Source organism: Sulfitobacter rhodophyticola, from assembly GCF_041281685.2.
GTDB lineage: Bacteria > Pseudomonadota > Alphaproteobacteria > Rhodobacterales > Rhodobacteraceae > Sulfitobacter.
Window position 1 is genome coordinate 1,101,452 of record NZ_CP166251.2, and the last position, 13,468, is coordinate 1,114,919.

Annotated in this window: 7 protein-coding genes; 1 reads left to right on the forward strand and 6 read right to left on the reverse strand. The window is 62.7% G+C overall.

What is annotated here, in order from left to right:
• Positions 1-75 precede the first annotated feature (75 nt).
• Both pbpC and AB4X18_RS06465 read right to left on the reverse strand, forming a co-directional pair.
• Entirely contained in the window at positions 76-2,097 is a 2,022-nt protein-coding gene (pbpC, locus tag AB4X18_RS06460) for a penicillin-binding protein 1C (protein ID WP_370399309.1), read from the reverse strand.
• Positions 2,094-7,547, reverse strand: a complete 5,454-nt coding sequence (locus tag AB4X18_RS06465) for an alpha-2-macroglobulin family protein (protein WP_370399310.1) — start codon at positions 7,545-7,547, stop codon at positions 2,094-2,096. Before AB4X18_RS06465 ends, pbpC begins: the two co-directional genes overlap by 4 nt.
• A 125-nt stretch (positions 7,548-7,672) precedes the next feature.
• Between AB4X18_RS06465 and AB4X18_RS06470 the strand changes: the two genes are divergently transcribed.
• Entirely contained in the window at positions 7,673-9,838 is a 2,166-nt protein-coding gene (locus AB4X18_RS06470; RefSeq protein WP_370399311.1) for a response regulator, read from the forward strand.
• Here the strand turns inward: AB4X18_RS06470 and yaaA are convergent.
• From yaaA to AB4X18_RS06490, 4 genes are all read right to left on the reverse strand, one after another.
• Positions 9,823-10,602, reverse strand: coding sequence for a peroxide stress protein YaaA (gene yaaA, locus AB4X18_RS06475; RefSeq protein ID WP_370399312.1), 780 nt, complete (start codon positions 10,600-10,602; stop codon positions 9,823-9,825). The two genes, AB4X18_RS06470 and yaaA, sit on opposite strands and share 16 nt — an antisense overlap.
• 28 nt (positions 10,603-10,630) lie before the next feature.
• Positions 10,631-12,676 carry a DNA helicase RecQ gene (recQ, locus tag AB4X18_RS06480; protein WP_370399313.1) on the reverse strand — a complete coding sequence of 682 codons (2,046 nt, stop codon included), beginning with the start codon at positions 12,674-12,676 and terminating at the stop codon, positions 10,631-10,633.
• Positions 12,677-12,752: 76 nt separating this feature from the next.
• A complete protein-coding gene (locus AB4X18_RS06485; RefSeq protein WP_370399314.1) occupies positions 12,753-13,040 on the reverse strand; it encodes a YggT family protein in 288 nt (95 codons plus the stop codon).
• Positions 13,041-13,111: 71 nt separating this feature from the next.
• Positions 13,112-13,438 carry a BLUF domain-containing protein gene (locus AB4X18_RS06490; RefSeq protein WP_370399315.1) on the reverse strand — a complete coding sequence of 109 codons (327 nt, stop codon included), beginning with the start codon at positions 13,436-13,438 and terminating at the stop codon, positions 13,112-13,114.
• Between the last annotated feature and the right edge of the window lie 30 nt (positions 13,439-13,468).

Sequence of the window (13,468 nt, forward strand, 5' to 3'; positions counted from 1 at the left end):
GATACCGCAACCATGGGGACCGGGGCAAGCAGACGACAACGCACGGGGCGATCCTCCGCCCAGCATCTTGCCATCTCAATCGATCTGAAAGGCCACGGTTGCCGCACGCCCCGATGCGTCGATGACCTTGACTTGCGTAAACCCCGAAAGGGCGACGGAGAGCAGGACCTCGCGGCGGCGCAAACCGGTCAGATAAGGGGCGCCGTCCACCAATACGGTCAGGGGCAGCCGCCCCGATTGCAGCTTCATCACAACCCCGTCCCGCCCTTGTCTCAGCACCGCCCCATCGGGCGGAAATCGCACTACGGGCGCATCAATCTGTCCACGAAATGCAGCATCCCTGGTCCGAAACCTTTGCAGTGGCAAGGGCAACGCAGCATTGGACAGGATCAGCGTTTCAGGCGGTGGCGCGGGCAACCGGGTCAACGGCACGCCCAGCTTGCCAAACGCCTCGAACAAGACCGGGGCCGCCAGATCACCGCCAAAGGCCCCCGGCACGGGCGTGCCATCCGGACGGCCCAGCCAGACGCCGATCACATGCGCCCCATCAAAACCGATGGCCCAGGCGTCCCGGTGCCCGTATGACGTGCCTGTCTTGTAGGCGATCCGCCCCACCTGCGCGCCCTGACCGGCAGGCGGCGCAATACCCGCCAGAATATGACCCACCTGCCAGGCAGCTGCGGAAGACATCGCCGACGCCAATTCAGGCAACGCGCCCTCTCGCATCCAGCGCAAGGGTTGCGCCGTCCCCCCGCGTGCCAATCCGCCGTAAATCTGCACCAGATCGTTCAGGCTCAGCCCTACGCCGCCCAGTGCCACCGCCAATCCCGGCACACCACCGGGCACCTGCGCCTCCGCACCACTGCGGCGCAGCGCTTCCATCAAATGCGCGGGCCCCAGCGCATGGGTCAGCCGCACAGGCGGGATATTGAGCGACATCTGCAGTGCGTCGCGCACCGTGACGTCCCCGCGAAACTGGCCATCGAAGTTCTGCGGGGCATAGCGACCAAAAGCGACCGGTGTGTCAGAGATCACCGTATCGGGATGCGCCAACCCCTGATCGAAGGCCAGCCCGTAAATCAGCGGTTTCAAGGTCGATCCCGGTGACCGGGTCGCTCGGGTCATATCCACGAAACCCGCGTTGCGCCCCTGATACCAAGGTGCCGCAACCGATGCGCGCACGGCACCGCTGCCATGCTCTGCCACGACAATTGCCGCCCACACGCCTGCCGCTTGTCCCGCCACCGCGCGCCGCGCCAGTGCCCGCATCGCACGCTGTACACTGGCATCAAGCGTCAGGTCAAAGCGGCGGGCGGCCGGTGTCTCAGCCCGCAGATGATCCGACAGATGCGCGGCGAGCCGTGGAAAGGGGCGCATGGCCTGTGGCATTGGCGCGTTCAGAACCACGTCCGGCGCATCCACTCGTGCAAGCACGCGCGCACGCGCCTTGGCCGCAGCGCGCGAATTGCGATCCGGTCTACGCGCTTCAGGGGCTTGCGGCAGAGCCACCAGCAGTGCCGCCTCGGCCTGTGTCAGCCTGCGGGGTTCCTTTCCGAACCACGCAAGCGACGCCGCCCGAACCCCTTCCAGCGCCCCCCCATAGGGCGCATGAACCAGATAAAGCGCAAGAATTTCATCCTTCGAATGACGCCGCTCCATTGCCAGCGCCATCCGCATCTGCCGCAACTTGCCGCGCCATCGCCCGGTGCCGGAATTCTCCATTAACCGGGCGACCTGCATCGTCAGGGTCGACCCACCGGAGACAACTTCCCCGTGCCAAAGCGCTTGCATCCCGGCCCGCACCAGGGCCAGCGGATCAACCCCTTTGTGCGTGTAGAACCGTTTGTCCTCATAGGCGATCAGCATCGCCAGAAAATCCGGATCAACGTCGCCTACGCGCACCCCCATCCGCATCCGACCATCCTCCACCGGGAACACGCGCAGCAAGGCCCCATGACGGTCCCGCACCTCGACCGAGGTTTCGGCCAGAACGGATGGCAATTCTGTGCGCGCGATCCAACCGTCGACACTGTCGCGCACTCCCGCCGCGACGCCAAGCAGCAAAACCAGTGCAAAAAGGCCATATCGCCAGATCATGGGCGCACGACCACCTGCCCGGTCGCGGTGTTGGCGTGGTATTCCGCGCGGTACATATCCTCCACGGTCGCCGCCGGATGGCGATAAGTCCCCGGAGTGATTGCCCGGACGATATAGGCCAGTTGAAACGGCGCGGCACTTTGATGATTGACGGCGGCAATGAATCGATCCGCCCGGAATTCGGCGTGCTCAGGCGCCGCGGTCTTGAGCCAATCAAGCCCCGCGATATCGCCACTGCGCAGCAGGCTGGGATTGTCGATCTCAAGGCCCGCAGGCAGCGGGTCATCGACGATCAGCCGCGCGCCAACCTGCTCGAACGGAGTAACCTCGATCACGGCGACACGGCGTTCGCCTGCCGTATAGGGACCGCTGATCTCTTCTCCGTCCATGGAAAAGCTGCGCCGGGTAATGGCATAACCGTATCCACCCGCCTCCGGCGCGATCTCCGGCACGCCGTAGGCTGTAAGTGTCACATCCATCGGCAGGACCGAGATATTCTCGACCGTAGCCGCCGCATCACTGCGCCCTGTCAGGCGGCGCACAACCGGCCCCGGCGCAGGGACTCCATTGACTGCCAGAACTGGCACGGCACGTGGATCCGACAAGGCATGGGCGGCCAGCACCACTTGCGCGGCTTCCTGTGTTGACAATCTTGAGCCGTCGCGGCGCACCTGCGCGATCAGGCCCGCAGGCTCCAAGGCGGCGCTGCCAGCCTCCGCGCTCAGCTTCAACACCGCTGCGGTATCGCGCAAAGAGGTGCCGAAATCACTGCGCCATCCGGTTTGCACGGCACCGCGCTTCAGCAAATCACCCGCCCGCCGGAACATCGCATCCGCGCGGATGGGGTCCCCGTAAGCCGCCAGCGCTGCCCCCAATTGCGCAGCTGCCATCGGCCTGCCGAACGCCTCCCTCTTGGTATCCGCATAATAGCGCAGATCACCCATCTGCGCTGCTCCTTCGCGGGCCAGCACCAGCAAAGCATAGGCGATATCTTCGCCGCCACGGTCGAAATCGGGGGCATAGTTGATGCGGTTGCGCAGATTATCCAGCGCGAGCGTGAGCGCCTGATCCGGCACCGCGAACCCCTCGCGTCTGGCACGGGCCAGGAAATCCGTCACATAAGCATCCAGCCAAAACTCCCCCGACGATGCCCGCCACAGGCCGAACGCCCCATTGCTGCTTTGCCGCGTCAGCACCCGTGCAATGGCATCATCCACCCGTTCCGCAATATCACCCGGCCCGCCGATGCCTGCCTGCTGCGCAACTGAACTGAGGTACAGAAGCGGCATCGCGCCCGAGGTGACCTGCTCCGTACAGCCGTAGGGATAGCGATTAAGCTGGCGTAGCAATCCCGGCACATAGAACCGCGCCAGGGGACCTGCGGTCAGCGTCGCGCTGCCGGTCCCCGGCCTCAGCCCCGCAAGAACCTCGGCGTCAAAGGCAAAAGTCTTGCCCGGCGCAAGGGAGAACTGCCGCGTCACGGCGGTTTCGGGGTCATTGACGCGCACCGGCAAGATCAAGGTCTTGCGCAAGGGCGCCGCACCGGGCGGTGTCACGGTGACCTCGATCCTGTGATCCCCAGTCTCAAACGCGCGCAGCGGCACGCTGATCTGCGCGCTGCCCTTTTCCGTCAGCACCACGCTTGAAGGCACGTCAGAAAGCGCCAGCCCGCCATGCTGCGTGACATCAAGCGTCATCTCCCCGGTGGGGCCCTGCGCGTGCACCAACTCCAGCAACAAACGGCTTTCGTCCCCCGGCGCCATGAACCGGGGCAAAGCGGCGCTGACCACAACAGGATCACGCGCCACCACTTCCGCCACGGCATTTCCGACGGCGGTTTCGGACCACGCCACCGCCATCAGGCGAATTGTCCCGTTGAAGGCAGGCTTGACGATCTCGACCACAGCGGTGCCATCCGGTCCCACCGTTACCGGGCCGGAAAACCAAGCCATCAGCTTTTCGGTCGGCGGCACGGCTTGCGAACGGGCCGCAGCCGCTGCATCCCCGCCCGAACGCACTGTGCCCAGCGCCCCGTTCAGCCCGTCGATCAGCCGCCCATAGACGTCACGCAACTCCACCCCCAGACGGCGTTGCCCGAAATAGTGATCCTTTGCATCAGGCGCTTCAAATCCCGTCAGGTTCAGAACGCCAACATCAACAGCCGCCAGCGTCAGATGCGCCGTGTCACCCGCCTTCACGCCCGCAACGCTGACAACCGCACGCACGACACCGGGTTGGCCATCCACCTCCTTCGGGGTCGCAATCGAGACGCCCAACGCGCGGTTGCCCGGCCGCACGGCGGCATGAGCCAGTCCAAGACTGCGCGCAGGCATCTGGCCTGCGGCCACGTCCATCCCCCGCAGCACCGACGCGGTCACATAAGCCCCGCTGCCCCAGTCCTCGGTCACCTGCAGGGCAACGGTATTCTCGCCTGCTGTCACAGGCAGCACGCGCCGCTCAATCACCCGGTTAGACAGGACTGTGACCATGGCAATGCCATCGCTGTCCGGCACAAGCCGCAAAGCAACCGTATCGCCCACATCATAGGTTTCTCCATTCAGTGACAAGGGTAACCGGTCTGGCGTGTCCTTGCCGTCATCCGCGCCGTACCACCCCGACTGAAACCGGACCGAGGTGGTGACAAAGGGCGCATTCAACTGCTCGACCACCATTTCATAGGTGCCCCAATCCGTGCCGGTCGATACAGGGGTCGGGGTGCCCCCCAGGGTCACCTCACCCGTGGCAATGCGTGTACGGCGGGTCACCGGTTCCCACTCCCAATTGCCATAGAGCTGATACCACTGATATTGCGTCTGCACCCTGTTGACGGTCCAGCGCACAGGCATCGCACCAGGATTGCCCTGTGCATCCAGCGCAATCAAATCGAAGCGCGCCTCAGCACCTTCAGGCAGCACACCATCGGCCAGCGATCTGATCCCGATCAACGGCAAACCGGGCAGCACCGCACGCTCAAGACGCCGCTCCACCGGACGGCCGGAGCCTTCGGCGACCTCCACAACCGCTTCAACGCGCAAAGGCATGCCGGGGTTTTCCGTAAATTGCGGCAGGCGCAGGGGCAACACAGCGCGGCCTTGCGCGTCCGTCTCAACCTCGTCCAGACCCCGGATCAGGGGGCGCAGGGATGCATCGTAGGGGCCAAAGAGATATCCCGGCCAGCCATCCAGACGCCGCTCCGGACGCAGACGCACGTCACCCTGCACCCGCAATCCCGCACCCGGTGCGCCGAACAGATACCGCACATTGACCTGCAAGGGCGGCGTGGCGTTGGGCGTCAGTGCGGTCTCTGGCAGCGAAAGGTCGAAATCAATCCGCTCGGGCAGAAAGTCTTCGACCAGCACGGTCTGACTGGCCAGCGGCGCGGCATCAACATCCGCCATCACATCGACCCGCCATGCCCCACGCGGCACATCCCCACCAAGCGGCAAGGTGAAAACATGGCCCCCCGCCCGCGCCTGCTGGCTGGTCTGGCGGCTGTACTCCACCCCGTCCGGACGCCGCAGGATCGCGGTGATCGGCAAGCCCGGCAAGGCGTGCGCCTGACGGTCACGGGTCAGGACCGTGGCGTGGATGATCTCGCCTACCCGATAGGCACCCCTGTCCGTTGTCAGGAAGGTATCAATGGGCGGAGCGGGCGGACGCCCCTCCACCCCGCGATCGGACAGATCAAAGGCAGGGCCCGTCAGCGGCAGAAAGGTGATGTCACCCCCCGCCCCTTCGGCCATGAGGACCGCCGGGCTGGCAGCCCCGGTGCCGCGCATCAGACCCACGGGAAAGGTGGCAAAGCCTTCCGCATCCGTGACCGCCTCGCCCAGAACCGCATTCGCCTGCGAAATCAGGCTCAACGTGACGTCCGGTCGCGCGCCAGTGTCGCCCAGCCCCCGCACCGCGACCTGCACCCCATCAACGCCCGACCACGTCGAAAGCCCCAGATCGGTCAATACGAACCACTGCGTTGCTGCGGGAAATTCGTAAGGGTCCTGCCCTGGCACCGCAGCACTTAGCACATAGATACCGGGCGGCTGATCCGTCAGTGCCGCACCCAGCGGTAGCCGCGTGGTCATGTCACGGTTGAGCGTGTTCTGCACCTCTCCGACGCCTTGCCACACGGCCTGCGCCAGATCGCGATCCAGAATGTCCGCCTCGTACTTGCTCAGCGGACGCCCGACAAAACTATCGCGCAAGGCGCGCACAAGATTGCGGTCACTCAGCCGGTGCAGTGTCAAATCGAGCGTGTCGACATTTACCGTTTCCACCGGCAAGGCGGCGTCCGCGCTGCGCGGCAGCAAATAGGCACGTCCGGAAAACCGCGCCGCTGGCCTGCGGTCACGGACATACAGGGCCAGCCTCACATCCTTGTGCAACACCTCGCCACTGGCGGCAGGCAAACCGGCACGGAAGGTTACCTCGTACCGCGCGCCATGTTCCACCCCGTCAAGGCACAGCTCGCCTTCGTCCGCTTGCACCACTAGACCGGGCGTCAGGCTTCGCACGAAAGGGGCGTAATCCACACCCGCTGGCACCAGCTTTTCCGAAAACACCGCGCAGATGCGCGGCCGGGCGGCGTTGTTCTCCACCCGTTGATCCGTGATGCGGAAGCCGTATTTGCCGATTGCCCGATCAAGCGCGGCTTCCAGTTCCGCACGCGGTGCCAGCGCATTGGCAAGCCGCAAGGCGTCGATCATGTCCCGACCCCGGCGGTTGGCTTCCAGTGCCTGCGCCAAGACTTCTGCCGCCGCCGCTTGTTGCCGCGGCTCCAGCGCGCGTAGATAGACGTTTGTCGCGGCACGCAGCGCGCGGCGGTTGGCACCGCGGCGATCGCTGCCCTTGATTTGCGCCGCATGTGCAAGCGATAATTCCGCATACCGCGCCCACAGCCTGGCCTGATCAGAAAGCGCTACCGCTTTGCCCGCCCACCCCAATGCGGACACCGTGTCATTCACGCGTGCATCCCGATCCAACGCGGCAGTCAGATCGGCAAGTTGCTCCTGACCAAAGCTGTAGAGGCGGCTGTTGGTCCGCACCAGATCGCCTGCCTGCTGGATGTCCTGCGCTCCAAGGAACTCCAATTCGTCACGCCGCGCCGCCACTTGCCCCAGCACCTGCGCGTCGGTTGCCACTTTGCGCGCTGATGTGGCCCCTTCATAGACCTGCTGATCGGCGACCCCCGCCTTGGGGAAACAGGCATTTGACCGGGCGTTGAAGGTAAAGGCCGTACAGGCCTCCTGCGCGGAACAGGCGCGCTCACATGCCGCTTGAGTTGTGTTGAACAGGTTCGTCAAATCCGCCCCGAAAAAATCGACGCCCCGCACGAAAAGATAGCGGTGATCGGGTATCAGGTCCGCATTGCTTTCCTGTGCATAACCGCGCCCCGGCCCTATTACGGACCCAAGGACTGCAAGGCACAGAAATACGAAGGCACGAAACGGCATGAGAACACTCCTGACTTGATCCCTTCAAGCGTGGCACGGCCCCGCCCCCCCTCGCAAGTTAAACCAGATGTTCACCCTGTTGATGCAATTTGGGCCTGGCCGCACGACGCACAGACGGGAATGCAATGAACCGTGCGGACAAACTGACCGAAGAACGGCGCGGCAGGCTCGCGGCCGAACGCATGCTTGAACTGAAGCAGGCCGAACTGCGCGCGGCCAACCGCAAGCTTGGCCTGCATGCCCGCGAACTGACCGAAAAGATCGTCAAAACCCGCGCCGTCGTCGAAACCATTCGCGACGAAAATCAACGTTTCCGGTCGGATCTGAGCGCTGCAAATCAGAAGATCGCCCTGACCGAACGGCGGCTGTGGCATTCCATCGGAACGATTAAGGATGGCTTTGCCTTTTTCAACGCCGACAACGAAATGATCATGGCCAACCAAGCCTACCTTGCCGTTTTCGATGGGCTGGAAGAAATCAGGCCCGGTGTCAATTACGTCACGATCCTGCAGGTCCTCACCGAAGAAGGGATCGTTAACACCGGCGACATCTGTCCCGAAGCCTGGCGCCAGATGATGACGGATCGGCTGTATCAACCTGACCCTGAACCGACGATCATCCAGCTTTGGAATGGCACCCACATCAAGCTGATCGATCAGCGAGGGCCGGGGGGTGATATGGTGTCACTCGGCCTCGATATCAGCGCCACCGTCACCCATCAGGAAAACCTGAAGGAAGCGCGGGCCATCGCGGAAACCGCCAACCGGGCCAAATCCGCCTTCCTCGCCAACATCAGCCATGAAATCAGGACACCAATGAACGGCGTCGTCGGGATGGCGGAGGTCCTGGCCGAAACGGATCTGACGGACGAACAGAAGCTGTATGTCGACACCATCAAGAACTCGGGCGAGGCGTTGCTGCTCATCATCAACGATGTGCTGGACTACTCCAAGATCGAGGCAGGCAAGCTTGACCTGCATCTGTCGACCTTCGACCTCGAACAGGCCGTGTTGGAGGTTTTGATGTTGCTGCAACCGGCGGCGCGGGAGAAGGGGCTCGCCCTGCTGTTGGAGTTTGACATGCACATCCCCTCCGCCGTCGAAGGGGATCCCGGTCGATTGCGTCAGATCATGACGAACCTGATCGGAAATGCGCTCAAATTCACATCCACGGGACATATCATTGTCCGGGTCGACACTCTTGCAGGCACCAAGGATACCATCAAGATCGCCATTGAGGATACCGGCATTGGCATCCCGCCAGACAAACTTCAGGACATCTTCGATGAGTTCAATCAGGTCGAAAACGAGCGCAACCGGCAGTTCGACGGAACGGGTCTTGGCCTCGCCATCAGCCAGCGCCTGGTCCGGATGATGGGGGGCGAAATCAAGGTCAGATCAGCCGATGGGGTCGGGTCCACATTCGAATTTGCCGTCACCCTGCCTGCGGCACAGGCTGCGGACCCCTTGCCGCAGCCGGGCAAAGACCTCATGCACGTGATCATCATGGACCCCATGGAGGTGAGCGCGGACATTCTCCGCCGACAGATGGAGCGGTTGGGGATAAAGGTAACGGTGTGCGCTGACCCGGATGAGGTTTTGCTACGTTGCAATTCTGGCGTCGCCGTCATCCTTGCTGAACACGCTCCCCCCACGCATGACGGCATCGCGTTGGCGCAGACCATTGCGGAGGGGCCATGCCCGGTACCACTGATCCTGCTCAGCAACACGCCGGGCAGGACGATGCCCGAAGGGCGGGGAGAAGGCGTGCAGGCCATCCTGACCAAACCCCCCTCGCGTCGCGATCTGCTGGCCCAGCTTGCCGCCTTGCCGGAACGTGACACACCGCAAACACCACCGGACGCCTTGCGCCCCATGCGCATCCTCGCGGCAGAAGACAACCGCACCAACCAGCTTGTGTTCCGCAAGATGATCAAGTCACTTGATGTCGATCTGACCTTTGCCGCCAACGGAGAAGAGGCAATGGAGCTGTATCAAAAGATCAAACCCGATCTGGTGTTCATGGACATTTCCATGCCCCGCATGGATGGCAAGGAGGCCACGCAAGCCATCCGCGCCTTGGAATCGGAAACTGGCGTCAAGGTCCCTATCATCGCGCTTACCGCGCATGCCATGGCAGGTGACGATGCCGCCATTCTTGCTGCCGGGCTGGACCATTGCCTGACCAAACCCCTGCGCAAGCCCGACATCCTGACCCAGATCCATGCAGCCCATTCCGCAGACATGCGCCCGCTGGAGACTGCCGAAAAAGCGGATCAGCTTGCGGGATAAGGCCGCACGAAAACAGGCTTGTCCGGCGTTGAGGCCGCAGCATCATAAGCGTAGCCACCCGTATCGAACCCCTGCAACGCGTGAACGTCGGTCAACCGGTTCTGGATGATATGCCGTGCCATCGCGCCGCGCGCCTTCTTGGCAAAGAAACTGACGATCTTCGGTCCCTTGCCATCCCCTTTGTCTTCCATGAATTGCGGCGTGATCACTCGCAATTTCAGCGCCTTGGGGGCCACCGCACCGAAATATTCCTGACTGGCGCAGTTGATCAGAACATCGCTGCCAATCTCGGCCGCCTGCGCATTCAGCGCGCGGGACAGATCATCGCGCCAGTAATCATAAAGCGACCCGCCGCGACGGGTCTTTAGTCTGCTGCCCATCTCCAGCCGGTAAGGCTGGATCCCATCCAGCGGGCGCAGCACACCATAAAGGCCGGACAGGATGCGCAGGTGGTTCTGTGCCCAGGCCATCTCATCCGCGTCAAGGCTGGATGCTTCCAATCCCTGATAGGTGTCACCTGCGAATGCCAACGCCGCGGGCCGGGTAACCTCCTGCGAAGGGGTATCTTCGAACGCATTGAAACGGTCGCGGTTCAACCGCGCCAGATCATCCGAAAGGTCCATTAACCCCTTCAGCTTGCCCAGGGTCAGATTGCGCGCCGTCTTGACCAGCCGCACCGCGTCTTCCTGAAAATCAGGCTGCGTCATCGCCACATCCCACGTGTCCCAGTCCAGCCGTTTGGCAGGGGAAATCACCACCAGCATTTGCGTCTCCTCATTCTTTGAAGGTGATCTAGCCCGCGTCCCGCAGGACGTCCAGAAACGCCTCTCCAAAACGTGCTGCTCGCCGCTCTCCCAGCAACCGCTCAAGTGCGGTTTCATCCGCTTCGCGCATCTGCGCCACCTTGGCCAATTGTGCCGCCGAACAACTCAGCGGCTTGTCCGTCCCCACCGCCCCGCGCGCCAGCCCTGCCTGCACCTGCATCAGCTGATCATAGACTTGACCGGCGTCCCGCCCGGCCAGTTTTCGCCGGGTGGGGTGCATTTCTTCCGAAGCACCGTTGATCACTTCCAGAAAGGCCGTGCCATAGGTCTCCAGCTTTTTCGCGCCGACACCACCGATCCGCGCCATGCCGTCCAAATCAGTCGGTCGCGTCTCTGCCATTTCGATCAGGGTGCGGTCGGTAAAGATGATATAGGCAGGCACACGGGCCGCTTCGGCCAACGCCCTCCGCTTGGCCTTGAGCGCCGACAACAGCGGCGCGTCCTCTTCGCTGACCATCTGCTTGACCGCAGGACGGCGCGACGTCCCGGCAGCCTTGATCGTGTCCTTGCGCAAGGTGATCCCCTGCTCATCCCGCAGGATGGGCCGTGCGGCATCGGTCATGCGCAAGGCCCCATGTCGTTCCGGATCCGGTCGGATCAGATCATGCCCCATCATCTGTCGGAACACCGCCTGCCATTCGGCTTTGGAATACTCCGTCCCCACGCCATAAGTCGGCAGCGACTGGTGGCCGCGCGTGCGTACCTTGTCCGTCTCATTGCCCAGCAGGATATCGATCAGATGCCCTGCCCCGAACCATTCGTCCGTCCGAAGGATCGCTGACAGCGCCTTGCGCACCGCTGTGGTGCCGTCGAACGTCTCAGCCGGGTTATCGCACAGATCACACCGCCCACACGTCACATCGCTTTCGTCAAAATACCCCAGCAGGGTCTTGCGCCGACACGCCAACGCCTCCGCCAACCCCAGCAGCGCATTCAGCCGCCCGTGGTCTGCCGCGCGCCGTTCCGGTGGGGCCAGCCCTTCGTCAATCTGGTTGCGTCGCAAGCGGATGTCATCGGGACCAAAAAGCGTCAAAGTCTCCGCCGGTGCGCCATCCCGCCCCGCGCGGCCAATCTCCTGATAATAGGCCTCAATCGACTTGGGCAGATCCGCGTGGGCCACCCACCTGATATCGGGTTTGTCCACGCCCATGCCAAAGGCCACCGTTGCACAAACGATCAGACCGTCCTCCTGCTGAAACCGGCGTTCCGCGATGCGCCGATCCTCTGCCTCCATCCCGCCGTGATAGTGGATGGCCTTCTGCCCCGCATCGTTCAGCGCCCGCGCCAGGCCTTCGGTCTTGGCCCGCGTCCCGCAATAAACAATCCCGGACTGCCCCCTGCGCGCTGCCGCAAAACTCAGGATCTGATCGCGCGGTTTGTGCTTGGCTGCAAAGGCCAGATGAATATTGGGCCGGTCAAAGCCGCGCAGGAACGCGCGCGGTGCCTGACCGTCGAAAAGCTTCTGAACAATCTCCACCTGCGTTTCCGCGTCCGCCGTCGCGGTAAACGCCGCCAGCGGCACGTCAAGCGCGCGACGCAATTCGCCGATGCGCAGATAGTCGGGACGGAAATCATGGCCCCATTGGCTGACGCAATGCGCCTCGTCAACGGCGATCAGGCTGACGCCTGCGCGGCGCAACATCCCCGTGACCGACCCTGCTGCCAACCGTTCCGGCGCCATATAAAGCAGGCGCAGCGTGCCGTCCTCCAACCCCTGCCACACCGCGTCGGTTTCCTCGGGCGTATTGCCGGAGGTCAGCGCGCCCGCACCTACGCCTGCCTCCTGCAAGGCGCGCACCTGGTCACGCATGAGGGCAATCAGCGGGGAGATCACCACCGTGACCCCCTCCCGCATCAAAGCAGGCAATTGGAAACAGAGGGATTTGCCACCGCCCGTCGGCATGATGGCCAGCACGTTTTCACCTGCCGTCACCGCCTCAACAATCTCTTGCTGGCCGGGGCGGAAGGCATCGAAACCGAAGACTTCGGACAGAAGCGTGGCAGCGCTTGTCATGGGTACCTGTAATTTGTCTGCATTTGTTTTTTTGCAGACTCCCACACTAACAAAGTGTGAACAAGACCCCGATTATTTAATAGAAAGCCGCCGCGTTATTGATCAGCACAATTCGCACAATGATCACGCCGATCAGAACCACCAATGGTGCCAGATCAAGCCCGCCCATCGGCGGCAGGAACCGCCGCACGCGCGCATAGACCGGTTCAAGCAAACGATTGAGCCCGTCCCAGACTTGCGCAACAAGCGGCTGTCGCAGGTTAAGCACCTGAAAATTGATCAGCCACGACATGATCACATGCGCGATAACGATAAAATACACCACATTCAGCAGCAGCATCAGGATTTGAAACAGCGATGTCATGGCGGACCTTTCTCGTCGACTGCGCCACAGTTAAGTCCCTGCGGCCTTCTGCGCAAGGGACCTCCCCTGGTTCAGTCGTCTATCAGGTTGATGACTGGCGAAAAGTCGAGGTTGTCGACAAGCTGCATCGACCAGTCTGCAAAATGCGGCTTCGCGATTTCCTTCTCGTCGAGGATCTTGAAACCGCTGTGACGGGGGTCTGCCTCGATCGCAGTGACGAGGTCATGAACCGCAGCATCGGGTCCTTCGAGAACCTGACAGAAGTTTCGCCCGTTGAATCCAAGCGCACCGGTGATCCCCAGAGCCCTGTTCTTTTCAACGGCATGGGCCACGATCCTGTCCACTTCGCCGCGATGGACATCAGCCCGTGCCGTACTGAAGTATACAAGCCTTATCACGTATCCGGACCTCCAATCCCCGCGCTTTGG

Coding starts and splice junctions, on each gene's coding strand:
- pbpC (WP_370399309.1), bottom strand. CDS start 2,097: ATGATCTGGCGATATGGCCTTTTTGCACTGGTTTTGCTGCTTGGCGTC.
- yaaA (WP_370399312.1), bottom strand. CDS start 10,602: ATGCTGGTGGTGATTTCCCCTGCCAAACGGCTGGACTGGGACACGTGG.
- AB4X18_RS06465 (WP_370399310.1), bottom strand. CDS start 7,547: ATGCCGTTTCGTGCCTTCGTATTTCTGTGCCTTGCAGTCCTTGGGTCC.
- AB4X18_RS06485 (WP_370399314.1), bottom strand. CDS start 13,040: ATGACATCGCTGTTTCAAATCCTGATGCTGCTGCTGAATGTGGTGTAT.
- AB4X18_RS06470 (WP_370399311.1), top strand. CDS start 7,673: ATGAACCGTGCGGACAAACTGACCGAAGAACGGCGCGGCAGGCTCGCG.
- recQ (WP_370399313.1), bottom strand. CDS start 12,676: ATGACAAGCGCTGCCACGCTTCTGTCCGAAGTCTTCGGTTTCGATGCC.